The sequence below is a fragment of the Chitinimonas violaceus genome, from assembly GCF_052601015.1.
Map to the genome: position 1 here is coordinate 37,156 of NZ_JBQXDJ010000025.1, position 16,365 is coordinate 53,520.

Genomic DNA, 16,365 nt, shown 5'->3' on the forward strand with positions numbered 1-16,365 from the left:
CCTGTTCAACATCTATCTCGCGCAGCTGTCAGCATGGGGCAGAACAGTGCATAAGTCCTGATCACAGCTGCGTAGTAAGATGGTGCAGTTCTTCTAAATACAGAGGCGTGGGTCGTTCTAGGCGGCCCACGCCCTTGTTTTTATCTGGGCGTTGAGGCGGAATAATGGTGACTAAGTAGTCTGGTGCCGTTTGATAGTCTGGTAGCTTGGCGCTGAGCCCAGTCTTGCTGAAAGTTGATTGTGTTGGTTTGTGTCTTATTTTGGATGAATTGTCGCGATGCGTATTGCGCTGGGTCTTGAGTACGATGGGCGGGCCTTTTGTGGTTGGCAGTCCCAGCCAAATGGCTTGAGTGTTCAGGATGCCTTGGAGGCTGCTATTGCCCGGATGGCTGGTGTGCCGATACGGGTACATGCAGCCGGCCGTACAGATGCCGGTGTGCATGCGGCGCGGCAAGTCGTCCATTTCGACTCCGAAGTCAATCGTCCGATTACAGCTTGGGTACGAGGCGTAAACAGCTTCTTGCCTGCGGGTGTTGCCGTGTTGTGGGCGCAACCGGTGGATTTGCAATTTCATGCCCGTTTTTCGGCAATGGCCCGGCATTATCGTTATCTGTTGCTTAATCACCCGGTTCGGCCAGCATTGCTTGCAGGTCGGGTAGGGTGGCACCATGCGCCTCTCTCGCTTGCGCAGATGCGTGCTGCGACCACATGCTTACTGGGTGAGCATGATTTTTCCAGTTTTCGATCTGCCGAGTGCCAAGCCGCCAGCCCGGTGAAGCATTTGACCAGGTTTGAAATCCAGCAACAGGGCGATCTTTTCTCGATTGATGTTTCGGCCAGCGGGTTTCTGCACCATATGGTGCGTAATCTGATGGGGGCATTGATACACATTGGTAAAGGTGCGGAGGAACCCGCGTGGATGACAGCATTATTGGCGGCGCGGGACCGCACGGTTGCTCCGCCTACATTTATGCCCGATGGGCTTTATTTTGCGGGGGTCAGCTACCCTGAAAGCTTTGGCATTGCCAGCGAGCCAGCCTTCCGCCACTATCTGATCTAAGCACCTGTTCACGAACTTACTGCGCAGCTGTGATCTGGGCTTATGTGCTGCTCGAAATCCCCATGGGCAACAGTACATTCTGGTTTCTGCGCTGCTCTGTGACCTGCTGATAGCTGCTTGTGACAGATATATAAGCAGGTTCTGAGTTCCGTTGGGTTTGTTAGCTGCTTTCATTTTATTGTCGTAATTTCTGCTATGACGCCACGAATTAAAATATGCGGTCTGCGCGATGTTGCCAGTACGCAAGCCGTTGTCGCCAAGGGGGCGGATGCCCTCGGTCTGGTCTTTTATGAGCCCAGCCCACGCTATGTTTCTATCAATACGGCACATGAAATCGTTGCGGCGACGCCACCATTTGTCACAACGGTAGGTTTGTTTGTCGATGCGGAACCGTCCCTTGTTGAAGGTGTATTGCGTACCGTACCACTTGATCTGCTGCAGTTTCATGGCGACGAATCACCAGAGTACTGCCGTGCATTTGGGCGACCTTATATCAAAGCAGTACGAGTAAAACCTGGGCTTGATTTGTTAGAATTCGCTGACCGCTACGGCGATGCGCGTGGTTTGTTGTGCGATGCCTATTCGGCAGCAGCGCCAGGAGGAACTGGTGAGCGCTTTGATTGGTCTTTGCTGCCGGACAACCTACCTTTGCCCTTGATATTGTCGGGTGGGTTGACGCCTGCCAATGTAGTAGAGGCGATACGTATGGTACGGCCCTGGGCGGTGGATGTGTCCAGTGGGGTTGAATCCAGCAAAGGCGTAAAGGACGTCGAGTTGGTTGGGCGGTTTGTCGCTGCGGCGCGCACCGTGTTTTGAACCGGCCTTGCCGGCCTGCAATATTGCTTAACTGAAAGTACAGATGCATATCAACGATCTGCTGATCCCTCAGTCCTACGATTTGCCCGATAGCCGTGGTCGCTTTGGTGACTATGGGGGTATCTATGTTGCTGAAACGCTTATGGCAGCGCTGGAAGAATTGCGCTGTGAGTATGAGAAAGCGCGTAAAGACCCTGCCTTCATGGCGGAATATCAATACGAACTTAAGCATTATGTCGGTCGACCCAGCCCTATCTATCATGCCAAGCGATGGTCGGAGCAGCTCGGTGGTGCGCAGATCTACCTTAAGCGTGAAGACCTGAACCACACTGGCGCGCACAAGATCAACAACACCATTGGCCAGGCTTTGTTGGCCCGCCGCATGGGTAAAAAGCGCGTGATTGCAGAAACCGGGGCAGGCCAGCATGGTGTGGCTTCGGCGACGGTTGCTGCGCGTTACGGTATGGAATGCGTGGTCTACATGGGCGCGGAGGATATCCAACGCCAAGCTGCCAACGTATACAGAATGAAACTGCTCGGCGCCACTGTTGTGCCGGTCACTTCGGGTTCCCGTACCCTGAAGGATGCGCTGAACGAAGCGATGCGCGACTGGGTGACGAATGTCGACAACACCTTCTATATTCTCGGTACTGCTGCAGGGCCGCATCCTTATCCGATGCTGGTGCGTGATTTCCAGGCCGTCATCGGTGAAGAGTCGAAGGTGCAGATGCAGGATATGGCGGGGCGGCAACCGGATGTCGTTGTGGCTTGCGTAGGTGGCGGATCGAACGCGATCGGTATGTTCTATCCGTATATCCAGGTGCCCGGCGTAAGAATGGTCGGTGTGGAAGCGGGTGGAGATGGTGTGGAAACCGGTCGGCATGCCGCGCCGCTGACGGCAGGTACCCCAGGTGTGCTGCATGGCAACCGTACCTACCTGATGCAGGATGAGAATGGCCAGATTATCGAGACCCATTCGGTTTCCGCTGGGCTGGATTATCCTGGTGTCGGGCCTGAGCACAGCTATCTGAAGGATATCGGTCGGGTAGAATATACCGCTGCCAATGATGATGAGTCGCTGGCGGCATTTCACGAATTGTGTCGTACCGAGGGTATCATTCCAGCCCTTGAGTCGAGCCATGCGTTGGCCTATGCCAAGCGCCTTGCGCCGACCTTGGATAAGGATAAGATCGTACTGGTTAATTTATCCGGCCGTGGTGATAAGGATATTCCCACCGTGGCACGGCTTGCCGGCCTCGAATTATAAGAACCCGAGTGTGCCGTTCCCTTCTGGGGAACGGTTGAACAAGTAGACCCCATGTCACGAATTCAGACTACTTTTTCCCGTTTGCAGACAAACAAGAAGCAGGCGTTGATCCCCTTCATTACTGCTGGCGATCCGCATCCTGCAGCAACTGTTGGATTGATGCATGCCCTGGTTACCGGCGGTGCCGACATCCTGGAATTGGGTGTTCCATTTTCCGACCCGATGGCGGATGGTCCGGTTATCCAAAAAGCATCGGAGCGTTCTTTGGCGCACGGCACCAGCTTGCTTGATGTATTGGGCATGGTGCGTGATTTTCGACGCAAAGATGCCGATACGCCCGTTGTATTGATGGGCTACGCTAACCCGATTGAGGCAATGGGTTATGAGCTGTTCGCCCAGAAAGCCATGGAGGCTGGGGTGGATGGCGTCTTGACTGTGGATTTGCCGCCTGAAGAGGCAGGGCCATTGGCCAGCATCCTCAAGTCTCATGGCTTGGAAGCGATTTTCCTGCTTGCGCCGACTACACCCGATTGGCGTGTGACCGAGGTGGCCAAGCATGCATCTGGTTATGTCTATTATGTTTCGCTCAAGGGTGTAACCGGTGCAACGAATCTTGATCTGGAAAGCGTCGCCACCAAGCTGTCGAGTTTGAGGCAGAAGCTTAGCCTGCCAATTGGAGTCGGTTTTGGTATCCGTGATGCGACGACAGCCCAGGCTGTGGCCAGAATTGCGGATTCCGTCATCATTGGTAGCCGCTTGGTGCAGGAAGTGGAGGACCATGGTGCGGATGCGGCGCCCAGGTTGATGGCTTTCATGCGCGAGGTGCGCAGCGCAATGGATAGCGCCAGACAGTAAATGAGTAAGGGGCCGCTTGTGCGGCCCTTGTTTTTTCAAGCGCTTGGTCGGTTAATTGATTGGCGCAGGAGTTGAATTATGAGTTGGCTGCAAAAATTACTTCCACCGAAGATCAAGGCCAAGCCTGCCGGCCCGTCAAAGTCGGTGCCCGAAGGTTTGTGGAGCAAATGCTCCGCCTGTGAAGCCGTGTTGTACCGGACGGACCTCGAAAATAATCTGAATGTCTGCCCAAAGTGTGATCACCACAATGGTGTGTCGGCCCGTCGCCGGCTTGATTTGATGTTGGATGCCGAAGGTCGTTTTGAAATAGGCGCCGAAGTGCGTCCTACCGATTTCCTTAAGTTCAAGGATTCCAAGCGCTATGTTGAGCGCCTCGCCAGTGCACAGGCTGGCTCGGGTGAGGAAGATGCGCTGGTGGTGATGCAAGGCGCGATTTTGTCGGTGCCGGTGGTGGTGGCAGTCTTTGAGTTCCGGTTCATCGGCGGCTCCATGGGGTCGGTGGTGGGGGAGCGTTTTGTACGTGGCGTGAACGCAGCGATAGAGAACGGTTGCCCCTTCATCTGTGTATCGTCTTCTGGCGGCGCGCGTATGCAGGAAGGCTTGATGTCGTTGATGCAAATGGCCAAGACCAGCGCGATTCTGACCAAGCTTGCCGAACGGGGACTACCTTTTATTTCCATCTTGACCGACCCAACCATGGGCGGGGTTTCTGCTTCCTTTGCGTTCCTCGGTGATGTTGTGATTGCAGAGCCCGGTGCATTGATCGGCTTTGCCGGACCGCGTGTGATTGAGCAGACTGTGCGCGAAACCTTGCCTGAAGGGTTTCAACGTGCAGAGTTTTTGCTAGAGAAGGGTGCTATCGACATGATCGTCGACCGCCGTGAGATGCGGCAACGGCTGGCAAGTGTGATGTCTTTGCTGCTTAAGCAGGCAGCAGTGGCTTGATCGGTTAAACTTCGGGGCGGTCGTCCTGACAGCTCTTACGGCAGATACGCTTGATGAGCTTGATTTGCCGTGTGTACAGACAGGGCTGCTTTCGAGCCCCCTGTGTTTATTTCGATACCCCTGAATTTTTTCATTGCCCACCATGCAATTTAATGCCGACACCTTGGATGCTTGGCTTGCTCATCTTGAGCAGCTGCATCCCAATGCGATTGATATGGGGCTTGAGCGGGTAGCACGCGTACGAGACGCGATGCAGCTCAAGCCTACTTTTCCTGTAATCATTGTTGGCGGCACGAATGGAAAGGGGTCGACCTGTGCGATGTTGTCGGCGGCCTATTGCGCAGCAGGCTTCAAGGTAGGCACCTATACCAGTCCGCATCTGTTGCGTTACAACGAGCGTGTAGCGATCAACCTTGAGCCTGTGGCGGATGCTGGCATCGTTTCCAGTTTGCGGGCTGTAGAAGCGGCGCGAGGAGTGGATTCGTTGACCTACTTCGAATTCGGCACGCTCGCAGCCATGCATCAATTCATTGCCGAAGAGGTGGATGTCGCTGTGCTGGAGGTCGGGCTGGGCGGGCGACTAGATGCGGTGAACGTGTTCGAACCCGATGTCGCTGCGGTAGTCAGTATCGATGTCGATCATCAGGCTTTTCTGGGTGATACGCGTGAGGCTATCGGCTATGAAAAAGCTGGCATCTTCCGGGCCGGTAAACCGGCTTTCTGTGCCGATGCCAATCCACCAGAGAGCTTGTTGGCCCAGGCGGCGAAGATAGGTGCAGACCTGCAACTGATCGGACGCGACTTCAGCTTTAGCAATGAAACGACACAATGGCGTTGGCGTGGCAAGCATGGCCAGAAGCCGGGCTTGCCTTTCCCTGCACTGCGTGGGGCTTATCAGCTTGGTAATGCCAGTCTGGTAATCGCCATTCTCGATGCATTGCATGACCGCGTGCCTGTCAGTGTGGGCGATATCAAACGTGGATTGGTGGAAGTCGAGCTGGCCGGGCGGTATCAGGTTTTGCCTGGTCGTCCGTCAATTGTGTTGGATGTGGCGCACAACCCGCATGCAGCATCAGCATTGGCCCACAATCTGCTCAATCAAGGTTTTTTCCAGACCACGCATGCGGTTTTTGGCGCGCTGGCCGATAAGGACATCGCCGGGGTAGTTGCGCAGTTGAAGGACCGGATTGATGTCTGGCATGTTGCCAATCTGGATTGGCCCAGAGCGGCACCGGCAGAGCAAGTGGCTGGTTTAATTGCAGAATTAGGCGCAGTGCGCGTGCATGTTTACCCCGATGTGGCAGCTGCTTTTACAGCAGCACGGTCGACAGCGGGGGAAAATGATAGAATCGCTGCCTTCGGATGTTTCAAGGTGGTGGCCGATATGCTCGCATTGAGGCCCCGTTAAACGCGCTTATGGCTGACGCTCCTATTAGTGAAGAACTCACCGCCCTGAAGAAACGTGCACGCCGCCGCTTGGTCGGCGCGATTGCATTGGTTCTGGTCGCTTTGATCGTTTTGTGGACGGTGATGGATGATAAACCGCCGCAAAGCCTGCTCCATGAATCGGTTGCGATTGTCAGTTCCACTCCTTCGCTGGCCGGTTCTGTAAAACCGGAACCTGTTCCCGTCCCGGCCCCTGAGTCACATATTGCCGACTCACCGAGTGGTGTGGTATTGCCTCCGCCGAAGCAGGAACCCGCAAAGTCAGTGGTAGAGAATATGCCGCCAGCAGTTGCGCCCACACCAAAACCTGTGCCTTCTAAAGTGCAGACACCGCCTGCGAAGCCGGTGGAGAAACGGGCGGAATCCAAGCCTGAACCGTCGAAGAAAGACCCCGCCCGCTTACTGGCTGGGTTGGATGATGAGATGCTGGCGAAGCCCGCCACAACGCGGCCTTCGGCTAAGGAAGACGCAGGGGCTGCGGCAAAATTCTTCCTACAGATTGGGGCTTTTGCGGATGCCAGCAAGGCCACTGCGTTGCAAACCAAGGCGAAAGAGGCGGGTGTGACGGCCCATACTGAAGCGGTAAAAACAGATAAGGGTGAATTGACCCGGTTGCGCGCTGGCCCTTACACCAGCCGCGATTTGGCCGAGAGAGCACATGACAAGCTGGCGGCTGCCGGCGTTGCCAGCAGCATCGTTGGCAAATGACCGGCTTTGACTACGCCGTACTGATTATTCTTGGCCTGTCGGTGCTGCTGGCAGTGCTGAGAGGGGGTATTTCCGAAATCCTTTCGCTGGCGGCGTGGATACTGGGCTTTTGGCTTGCGCAGCAATACGCCGCAGAACTTGGCGCGCGTTTGCCGCCGGGCATACCAACCGTTCAATTACGCTTGATCGCGGGTTTTCTCGGTATCCTGCTCGGCGTCTGGTTTGTGTCGGCTATTGTTCGTATTACGTTGGCGCAGTTTATTAAAGCAAGTGGATTGGCAACATGGGACCGGTTGCTGGGTGCGGTGTTCGGTGTGATACGGGGTGGTTTGATCATCATGGCCTTGGTGGTTGTCGCAGGGCTTACCTCGCTGCCCAAGATGCCGATCTGGCGTGATGCGATGTTCAGCCCGCCGCTTGAGGCCGCAGCAATTGCATTGAAACCGTGGTTACCGGCTGAATTGGCCAACCATATAAAGTTTGAGTGAATACCGACTTTTAGCGTCGATATTTTGGAATCGAAAAGTAAGGAAGCATCATGTGCGGCATTCTCGGTGTAGTGGCGAAAACACCCGTTAACCAATTGCTCTATGACGGTCTGCTGGTATTACAGCACCGAGGTCAGGACGCAGCCGGCATTGTGACGGCAGAGTCCAGCGGTGTTATGCATATGCATAAGGGTCAGGGTTTGGTGGCGGATGTGTTTCGTACCCGCAATATGCGCTCACTGATGGGCAATGTTGGTATTGGCCATGTGCGTTATCCAACAGCGGGCTCAGCCTCAAATCTGGCGGAATCCCAGCCTTTTTACGTCAACAGTCCATTTGGCATTGTATTGGCGCATAACGGCAACTTGACCAATCACAAGGAGTTGAAGGATGCGATGTACCGCAGCGACTTGCGGCATATCAATACCAATTCCGATTCGGAAGCGCTGCTGAATGTATTCGCCTATGAGCTGCAGAAGCGTGCAAAGGGATTCCTGCTTGATTCGGAAACCATTTTTGATGCGATTGCCGCAGTCCATCAGCGAGTAAGAGGCGCCTATGCCGTAGTGGCGCTGATTGCCGGCTACGGGCTGGTTGCCTTCCGCGACCCGTATGGTATTCGGCCATTGGTTCTTGGTGAGCACCATACACCGGAAGGGACGGAGTATCTGGTCGCTAGCGAATCGGTGGCGCTCGATACCATGGGCTTTAAGCTGATGCGTGACATTGAACCGGGTGAGGCGATACACATTGCACCGGATGGCCAATTGTTAAGCCGTCAGTGCGCCAGCAACCCGCAACTGGTGCCTTGTATTTTTGAGCATGTCTATTTTGCCAGGCCCGATTCGGTCATGGATGGTATCTCGGTGTACCAAGCTCGGCTCAATATGGGCGATAACCTGGCAGAGAAAATCCGCAAGAGCTTGCCGGCGATGGATATCGACGTGGTGATCCCTATTCCGGATACCAGCCGTGCGAGTGCATTGCAATTGGCTAATCATCTGGGGCTGCCGTATCGCGAAGGTTTCCAGAAGAACCGGTATATCGGACGTACATTCATCATGCCGGGGCAGGCAACGCGTAAGAAGTCGGTGCGTCAAAAGCTCAATGCCATCACGGTGGAGTTCAAGGGCCGGAATGTGTTGCTGGTGGATGACTCGATCGTCCGTGGGACCACGTCGAAGGAAATCGTCCAAATGGCGCGTGAAGCCGGTGCAAACAAGGTCTATTTCGCTTCGGCCGCGCCCCCTGTGCGTTTTCCGCACGTGTATGGCATCGATATGCCAACGCGTGCCGAGTTGATTGCAACAGGGCGTGATGATGTGAAAGTGGCGGAAGAAATTTCAGCCGATGCGGTTTTCTATCAGGACATCGACGCGTTGGTGCAAGCGGTCAGTGATGCCAGCGAAGGTCGTATTACCCGTTTCGAAACATCCTGTTTCTCGGGTGAATATATTACCGGCGATGTGAATTCAGCTTATCTCGATGAAATGGAAAATCGGCGTGCCAGCCCATTATCGAAAGAGACGGATGCCGCCACTGTAGACCTGAATGTCGGCGTCGCTGAACAAAACCTGATGTGAATTAGACGTGGGCTAGGATCGAACCGGCCCTGAAATATGAAACGGGCGATCCACTGGGTCGCCCGTTTTCATTTGCTGGCTAACGTCGCTCGGCTGATTTTAAATTCTATGCCTAGTCCGGTTGCCGGCTTTATGTGGACCACTATTATTCTAATAATGGCCGCGAGGAGATTCCTCCTCCCCCCGAGATTTCCTCCTCCTCGGGCGATGGGCTAACTTTAGTGCTTGGGTTTTGGTGCGTCATCCCCCAAATGGTGTATAGGGGAAATTTATGAGTAATTTTGTTTGAATATAAACGCCAGCCTGATAACAATGCCCGCTGCAGAACAACAAGCCACTGCTGCAAGGAAGCAGTTCAATATGGGCGATAATCGATCCCGGCAATATGACCAACTCGTTACCACCATTCATGCGGCGGTATTAGAGCCCGCAAAATGGGAAGGCTTGCTCCATCGTATCGCCGATTCCATTGGCGCTACGGCCGGTGGCTTTTATCTGCGGAACAAGCAAACCCGTGAACCTGTGCGGTGGCATTTGTTCGGTCATAGTGACCAGGCAATCCGTGCCTACAACGAATGCTATCTGGCGATAGACCCTTGGGCTGAGATCATCAATCGCACGCCGGTAGGGGTGTGGGTGGCCGAGCATCAATATTTTGATGAGCGTTTTGTCGCTAACAACGAATTCTTCCAGCGTTATATGTTGCCGCATGGCTTGCGTCGAATGATAGGCGCGCGGGTGTTCGACGATGGGCGCAATGAGGCGCTGATTGCGTTCCAGCGCGGTTTGGACGGCGAAGTGTTTGACCAGGAAACCTCAGTGTTTCTGGAGCGCCTGTCTCCGCATATCGAGTTGGCGTGCCGTCTTTCCACAGAGTTCGCACGCCTGAGCATGCAGGCGGCGGTAGCGCGCCAAGCTTTGGACAGACTGGTTGCTCCAATGTGGGTGGTTAATGCGGAGGGGCGGGTCATTTTTGCCAACCGTGCTGCGGAAGAGGGCGGCTTGAACGGGATTTCGATCAAGAATGGCCGGGTGCTGGCGGTTGGCCCCGGTATGTCTGCCAAACTGGCTACCCTGTTGCTCCAAGCCACTGATGCGCCGGCGCAAAGCGGCGCGTTGGCCTTGGAAAGTGCAGAGGGAGACCGGTTGACCGTGCTGGTGGCCCCGCTGCCGGCAGATTCGCCATTGGTAGCAGATGGCCGTCGCCCGCTGGCATTGCTGATGGCGCATAACCCTGCTGGCAATGAAGAGCAGCCGCTTGATGTGTTGGCAGCCCTGTATGGTCTCTCTCCAGCTGAATGCAGGCTTGCTGCGTTGATCTTGGAGGGATGTACCCCTACCGAGGCCGCAACGCGCCTGTCAGTACAAGTATCGACGGTTCGTACCCAGCTCAAGTCCATGTTCTGGAAGACAGCTACCCATCGGCAGACCGAACTGGTGAAGTTGCTTTCCGGGGCATTGCTGTTGAAGGTTTAGCAACAATGTGAAGCCAGCCTGTTTGTGGATATAGATGGCCGGCTACAATGCGGCCCATGTCACGTTATCTGTCCGTTGTACGGGATTCCGGCCCCTTCTGGATGCTGCTGGCTTCCCTTCTGTTTGCCTGCATGGGGGTTTTCGTCAAGCTGGGCGCGCCTCAGTTCAGCACGGCGGAGCTGGTTTTCTACCGTTGTCTGGTCGGCTTTGTGTTTATCGGTGTGGTCGTGTTGATGCGTGGCGGGTCTCTGCGTTCACCAGTGCTGGGGAAGCAATTCAGCCGTGCCATTGCAGGTACTGTTTCGCTGATGTTGTATTTCTACGCAATCGCCCATTTGCCGTTGGCGACGGCGGTTACGCTTAACTACACCTCCCCTTTGTTCCTGGCGTTGTTCACGACGATCTGGCTGCATGAACGCCCTTCGCGTGAACTGCTGTTTGCTGTGGCCATGGGGTTTGTTGGGGTGATGGTATTGCTGCAGCCCACATTCAGTCGTGATCAGTGGTTTGCGGGGCTGCTTGGATTGGCCTCAGGTTTTGGTGCGGGCTTCGCTTATTTGAATGTTCGCATGCTGGGTGAAGCGGGAGAGCCCGAATGGCGTACAGTTTTCTATTTTTCCCTGCTTGCTACTGTAGCCGCAGGCGTCTGGATGGTTTTCGATCGTTTCAGCCCGGTGCATTGGGGCAATATCGGGATTCTGCTTGGTATGGGAGGCTGCGCTACGGCTGCCCAGTTGGCGATGACGCGAGCGTATAGAAAAGGCCGCACCTTGGTGGTGGCTGGGCTGGCCTACAGTACGGTGCTTTGCTCAAGCCTGTTTGGTTTGCTGATTTGGGGGGACAAGCTTGGCACCAGCAGTTGGCTGGCGATTGCCTTGATTATTGCCAGTGGGGTATTGACGGTGCGTAGCGGTCGTTAGCCATGTACTTGGCGGCGAAAATCCCAAGGGGCTTCTGCCTTCGGGTCTCGCCATAAGCCGACGTTATGCTGGCGGGCGGTCTGTTCCAGCTGCTGGTAACGTTCGAACTGTCCGGCACTCTGTTCTTTGCGGGCATAGTACAGATAGTGCCAAGCGAGTCCCTGCTGGAGCTGTGTTTCGCTGACGTCCTGACCGTTGTGGCTGACTTCGCCAAGCAGCCGGTCGAATTTGTCCTTGCCATGCACCCGTACCATGACCTGTTTGCCAATCACCAGCCGGGCAAGATTCTGGCGCGCGAGCGGGCCATAAGGCTGGGTGAATTCCGGTGCATCCACATAGCTGAGCCGAACCCGGATGGTGTGTTCATCGGTATCGATCAGGTCAAGGGTGTCACCGTCCATTACTCCTACCACCCTGCCTTGAAGCATGCTCACCTTGTCGGATTGGTGCCGAGCCTCTGGCAGATCGTTCGGCCTGAATGTGTAGGTTGCGGCAACTGCGGCTATCAGTATTAATGCGCCTAGGTGCCATTTATACGTTTTCTGTCTTTTTACAGGCAGATCGGGTGATGTCATGAGCGGATCTTTTTCGGAAACAGTGCGCGTAACAAAAGCATGGGCCAGTCAGTACTACGCAGGGCAGGGCGTCGATGGAAGATGTCGTAATCGCAGGCGGTAATCTTTTTCAGGATGGTATCGCCACCTAATACCGTCAGCCGGATCTCTAATCCTAACCTCCCCGGCAGCGCGAGGCCCAAGGGCGAGCCGGCACGCAGCATTCTACGGGTTCGGTCGACCTGGTAGGCCATTAATGCACGCCAATTTTCATCTATCTGGCCCGCAGCGATCTGCGCTTCACTGACGCCAAAGCGTGCCAGCTCGTCCTGTGGCAGGTAGACCCTGTCTTTCTGCCAATCGATTGCTACATCCTGCCAGAAGTTGATCAGCTGTAGGGCTGCGCATATACCATCAGACCATGCCAGGTTACGGCTGGTGGCTTTGCCGGCGATATGAAGCACAATGCGACCGACTGGATTGGCGGAACGCCGCGCGTACTGCATGACTTCACCAAAGTCTGCAAAGCGGGTTTTGATCACGTCCTGCGAAAAGGCATCGAGCAGATCATGGAATAATTGGACGGGGAGTTGGTAGGGCTGTATCACGATATCGCGCAAATCGTGAAACAAAGTCTCGCCAGGGTCTTCACCATTTTCGATTCGCTTTAATGCTTGGCGGTATCCGTCGAGCAGTGCCAGGCGTTCTTCGGATGATCGTTCGCCCTCGTCCGCGAAGTCATCGGCAGTCCGGGCGAAGCGATAGACGATAGCAATTGGCCGTCGCATCGCGACCGGCAATAATAGAGACGCGACAGGGAAATTTTCGTAATGATTGATGGCGTAGGTTTCTGACATAGCCCGCAATTATATGTGGCTTGTCTGTCTTGCGTTGCGCGGTGTGCGAATGCCGACAGCGTGAAATTGGGGGAGGAGGGGATATTGTGCGCGGAGTGGATGTCTTTGGGAGAACAGGTTTGGGCAGTGACAAGCGTATTTCTCGCCGTGTGCCGATAGAGTGCCCGACGCGTATCCGTACCATGGATATCGGCCCCAGTTACTACGGTACTTGCATTGATCTTTCGGTCAAGGGACTGACTATACACACCAATTTCGTACCCCGGCCTGACGAAGAGCTGGAGGTGACGGTATTGCCCCCGCGGGCAGGTGAGATAACTACGCCACCTATGACGGCGCGGGTGCGTGTAAAGCGTTGCCACGAGTTGGAACAAGGCGAAGTGTATGAGATAGGCCTGGAGATTGTGACGATTCTGAGTTGAGTCCGCAGCAAGCGTTACACGTAGCCGCAAACGAGTTGTTGGCTGCTGCGCCAGAATGACGCTGAGGTAAACAGGCGGCGTATACTGGTCGCTTTCCGCTCCCATCCTAAATCATGGTTGCCTTTCAGCCCGCCGTCAGTCCTTTGCTTCCAGCATCTCCTGTCGCATGGCAATTCAGCTTTGTTTCGGGCAAGTTGCTTTTGCCTGAGCCGGAGCAGGGAATGTTCGGCCCGCAGGTTTTGAGTGAATTACCGCTTCATGCAGTGCAAACGCACTATCTTGGCCGTTTGGATGGGGTGGATTGCTGGACAGCCAGCCTGGAAATCATCCCTACGGGGTGGCGAGCTGTGTCGTTACGGACCGCCATGCAGGAGATGTCCACAGAGCTGATGTCACTGGCAGCCAGGGCGGCACAGGTAATCGAGTGGGACAGGGCGCATCGTTATTGTGGTGTTTGCGGCACGCCCACGGTGCTGGAGCCAACCGAACGTTGTCGTAGCTGTCCTGCTTGCAAGCACGTTGCTTACCCACGTCTCAGTCCTGCCATGATGGCCTTGGTTTGGCGCGGTAAAGAGTTGCTATTGGCACGCTCGCCGGGGTTTGCGCCCGGTTTCTATAGTGCCTTGGCAGGGTTTGTGGAAGCGGGTGAGTCGCTGGAGGACTGTGTACACCGTGAAGTGGCGGAGGAGGTCGGTGTGCAGGTCAGCAAACTGCGCTATTACGGCAGCCAGAGCTGGCCGTTTCCTCATAGCCTGATGGTGGCGTACACAGCGGAATGGCAGGAAGGCGAGATCGTGCCGCAAGCCGGAGAGATCGAGGACGCGCAATGGTTCTCTATCGACGCGCTGCCAGGCATTCCTCCACGCTTCAGTATTGCTGGCCATTTGATACGCGATACGGTGGCGGCAATGCGTGCCGAGGAGGCCTGAGGGGTTACGTAGCCGTAGTTTCCAGCGGTTTTATCCGGTTGCTTGAAGCTTGATCGTGCCCTGTGCGTGACTTGCCGCCGACTGCTCTGCCCTGGCCATACAACTTGATTTTGTAGCCCACGTTTTCGCGACACTGCTTGGGTGGTCAAGCCCTATAGAATTACGGCTTCACTTCAAATGACGCATACAGGCTATTGGATCAGTAATCTGTCAGCTGTGTAACACAGTGTACATACAGAAGCGCAATTTAGTCGCGCTTCAATGATGAGCAAAAAACAAGAAGTAAAAAGCAATGGAAAACACTGATCAATCGCAACGCAACCCACGCATTCGCATGGCTGTCACAGCAGATGTAGCCGCTCTTTTCAAAATACGCACAAGTGTGCGGGAGAATCATTTGTCTTTGGAAGAATTGAGAGAGCTAGGCATCACAGCCGAAACACTTCCCGCCATGCTTCAGGGCGATGGGCATGGTTGGGTGGCAGAGGAGTGTGGTGAGGCCGTGGCTTTCTCTATGGTAGATGCTAGTCTTGCGACTGTTTTTGCCATGTTTGTGTTGCCCGAATACGAACGGAGAGGGTTAGGCCGATTACTGATGCAAGAGGCGGAGCATTGGCTGTTTTCGCGGAACTGTAAACAGATTTGGTTACAGACAGACAAAAACCAAGAAGTCCGGGCAAATGGTTTTTATCAGCACCTAGGTTGGACATGTGATGGCATACAGGATGATGGGCAGGTTCGATACACGAAAAGCGCCCCGCATCACCTTTAAACCTGAACGATTTCTTCTAGCCGATGTCGGCTCCATCAAGCTTTATTGCCCTACTTCTCTCATTGCTTGATTCTTGTCACGAAGTTCCCGAGAAAAATTAGCAGATAAATAGAACCAAGTTAAATCAGACTTCTCTTATGCAAGAAAATCCACAGCCAATGGCTTCCCAGAATTGGTTTCGCCCAATCTTATGTGAGAGACGTCTATGCAAACACTTTCCACAATTAAAACTTACCAAATATCTAGTGCAAGAAATATATTAATTTGGCACCTTGGATGTACAATACCTTTTAGGCCCTATTACAGACGACTTAAAGCAATGAAAGTACTCAGCATTGCTTCTATCTTTGGTTTGTTTTCCGTAGTGCCAATTCATGCAGCTAACAATCCTTTGGCAACAGGTTCAATCGATTTCGTCAATATGCAGGATTCAACGGGCACTTATAATGCGGTTCACTGTGTCGCGGAAAATAAAATGGGCCAGCGCTTCACGTTAGATGGACAACAAAGAGAGCGAGCCGTTAGTGTTAGTCTGAAAAATCTACTACTAGGCGATGATGGCTATTACATAGTGAAGTGTACTGCGCATCATATGCCATCTAGAGAGCACTATACTGCTGAATTCAAAGCAGTAAAGCTTACAGAGGGACAATTTGGAAACACTGCACCCGCATTATCATTTGATGAAAATAGGAAAGCATACGGTATCAAGTTATCTGACACCGGCTCGGCAATGAGTTGCTATATTCCAAGAAAGACAATTCTGGATGAATTGTGTTTGACAGAATTTTACGGAAGTAAGCCATTTTACCTTGATCAGGTATTGGCAGAGACCAATGTTGCAATGGCGTATAACTCGGGCTTCTCTTCTCATGTTGGCATTTTCTTGAAACCAAATCCAAGAAGAAATAGATTGTAAGGCACCATAATTTCGATGGGGTGGTCATTAGTTATTGCACCAGCCCATCTTTGCCAATTAAAGCGCCCGTGGCGGAATAGATAGAATCTTAATAGCTGTTGTTGCCTTTTGTATAAATCAATTAAGGCTGTTAGCTGGTAGTCCGATATCCGCGGGCGATAAGTGCGTTTTGGAATTCTGAAGCGGCTTCTTGTGCCATGGTAATCCCCCCATTTTTAAGAGGAGTCAGAAGTAGCGCTATGCGACCATGGCCAGCCGCTGTATTGGGGTAATACCGCCCAAGGCCATGTTAGGGCGTTCGTGATTGTAGAACCAGATCCAATCCGTTGCGTAATCCTGAACTTCTGC

Annotated in this window: 17 protein-coding genes; 15 read left to right on the forward strand and 2 right to left on the reverse strand. The window is 53.9% G+C overall.

The genetic code is table 11. The annotated features are described in order from the left end of the window. The first annotated feature begins 277 nt into the window (after positions 1-277). From truA to ACUHMQ_RS10610, 11 genes are all read left to right on the forward strand, one after another. Positions 278-1,060, forward strand: a complete 783-nt coding sequence (gene truA, locus ACUHMQ_RS10560; protein WP_445295427.1) for a tRNA pseudouridine(38-40) synthase TruA — start codon at positions 278-280, stop codon at positions 1,058-1,060. A gap of 195 nt (positions 1,061-1,255) precedes the next feature. Continuing rightward, positions 1,256-1,876, forward strand: a complete 621-nt coding sequence (locus ACUHMQ_RS10565) for a phosphoribosylanthranilate isomerase (protein ID WP_445295428.1) — start codon at positions 1,256-1,258, stop codon at positions 1,874-1,876. A gap of 43 nt (positions 1,877-1,919) precedes the next feature. Then, a complete protein-coding gene (gene trpB, locus ACUHMQ_RS10570; RefSeq protein WP_445295429.1) occupies positions 1,920-3,143 on the forward strand; it encodes a tryptophan synthase subunit beta in 1,224 nt (407 codons plus the stop codon). 51 nt (positions 3,144-3,194) lie between these two features. Beyond that, positions 3,195-3,998, forward strand: a complete 804-nt coding sequence (trpA, locus tag ACUHMQ_RS10575) for a tryptophan synthase subunit alpha (RefSeq protein WP_445295430.1) — start codon at positions 3,195-3,197, stop codon at positions 3,996-3,998. 78 nt (positions 3,999-4,076) lie between these two features. Beyond that, entirely contained in the window at positions 4,077-4,943 is an 867-nt protein-coding gene (gene accD / locus ACUHMQ_RS10580) for an acetyl-CoA carboxylase, carboxyltransferase subunit beta (RefSeq protein ID WP_445295431.1), read from the forward strand. A 142-nt stretch (positions 4,944-5,085) separates the two neighbouring features. Continuing rightward, entirely contained in the window at positions 5,086-6,351 is a 1,266-nt protein-coding gene (folC, locus tag ACUHMQ_RS10585) for a bifunctional tetrahydrofolate synthase/dihydrofolate synthase (RefSeq protein ID WP_445295432.1), read from the forward strand. 8 nt (positions 6,352-6,359) lie between these two features. Next, the gene (locus tag ACUHMQ_RS10590; protein WP_445295433.1) at positions 6,360-7,097 is read left to right on the forward strand and encodes an SPOR domain-containing protein; all 738 of its coding nucleotides are present in this window, start codon (positions 6,360-6,362) and stop codon (positions 7,095-7,097) included. Continuing rightward, a complete protein-coding gene (locus ACUHMQ_RS10595) occupies positions 7,094-7,585 on the forward strand; it encodes a CvpA family protein (protein WP_445295434.1) in 492 nt (163 codons plus the stop codon). The genes ACUHMQ_RS10590 and ACUHMQ_RS10595 overlap by 4 nt, the downstream gene beginning before the upstream one ends. A gap of 50 nt (positions 7,586-7,635) precedes the next feature. Beyond that, positions 7,636-9,168 (forward strand): amidophosphoribosyltransferase, encoded by a 1,533-nt coding sequence (gene purF / locus ACUHMQ_RS10600; protein WP_445295435.1) that lies wholly within the window; start codon positions 7,636-7,638, stop codon positions 9,166-9,168. Positions 9,169-9,453: 285 nt separating this feature from the next. Next, positions 9,454-10,644, forward strand: a complete 1,191-nt coding sequence (locus ACUHMQ_RS10605) for a helix-turn-helix transcriptional regulator (RefSeq protein ID WP_445295436.1) — start codon at positions 9,454-9,456, stop codon at positions 10,642-10,644. A 56-nt stretch (positions 10,645-10,700) separates the two neighbouring features. After that, complete coding sequence (locus ACUHMQ_RS10610) at positions 10,701-11,564, forward strand: DMT family transporter (protein ID WP_445295437.1); 864 nt, start codon at positions 10,701-10,703, stop codon at positions 11,562-11,564. On the opposite strand, the gene ACUHMQ_RS10615 is transcribed toward ACUHMQ_RS10610, so the two are convergent. Beyond that, positions 11,561-12,139, reverse strand: a complete 579-nt coding sequence (locus ACUHMQ_RS10615; protein ID WP_445295438.1) for a thermonuclease family protein — start codon at positions 12,137-12,139, stop codon at positions 11,561-11,563. The two genes, ACUHMQ_RS10610 and ACUHMQ_RS10615, sit on opposite strands and share 4 nt — an antisense overlap. Beyond that, the gene (gene hpnC / locus ACUHMQ_RS10620; protein WP_445295439.1) at positions 12,136-12,975 is read right to left on the reverse strand and encodes a squalene synthase HpnC; all 840 of its coding nucleotides are present in this window, start codon (positions 12,973-12,975) and stop codon (positions 12,136-12,138) included. The genes ACUHMQ_RS10615 and hpnC overlap by 4 nt, the downstream gene beginning before the upstream one ends. An 86-nt stretch (positions 12,976-13,061) precedes the next feature. Here hpnC and ACUHMQ_RS10625 point away from each other — a divergent pair, with 86 nt between their 5' ends. The 4 genes from ACUHMQ_RS10625 to ACUHMQ_RS10640 all read left to right on the forward strand — a co-directional run bounded on the left by ACUHMQ_RS10625 (position 13,062) and on the right by ACUHMQ_RS10640 (position 16,017). After that, entirely contained in the window at positions 13,062-13,397 is a 336-nt protein-coding gene (locus tag ACUHMQ_RS10625) for a PilZ domain-containing protein (protein ID WP_445295440.1), read from the forward strand. 113 nt (positions 13,398-13,510) lie between these two features. Continuing rightward, the gene (nudC, locus tag ACUHMQ_RS10630) at positions 13,511-14,326 is read left to right on the forward strand and encodes an NAD(+) diphosphatase (protein WP_445295441.1); all 816 of its coding nucleotides are present in this window, start codon (positions 13,511-13,513) and stop codon (positions 14,324-14,326) included. A gap of 292 nt (positions 14,327-14,618) precedes the next feature. After that, a complete protein-coding gene (locus tag ACUHMQ_RS10635; protein ID WP_445295442.1) occupies positions 14,619-15,098 on the forward strand; it encodes a GNAT family N-acetyltransferase in 480 nt (159 codons plus the stop codon). A 205-nt stretch (positions 15,099-15,303) separates the two neighbouring features. Beyond that, positions 15,304-16,017 (forward strand): hypothetical protein, encoded by a 714-nt coding sequence (locus tag ACUHMQ_RS10640; protein WP_445295443.1) that lies wholly within the window; start codon positions 15,304-15,306, stop codon positions 16,015-16,017. Positions 16,018-16,365: the final 348 nt, after the last annotated feature.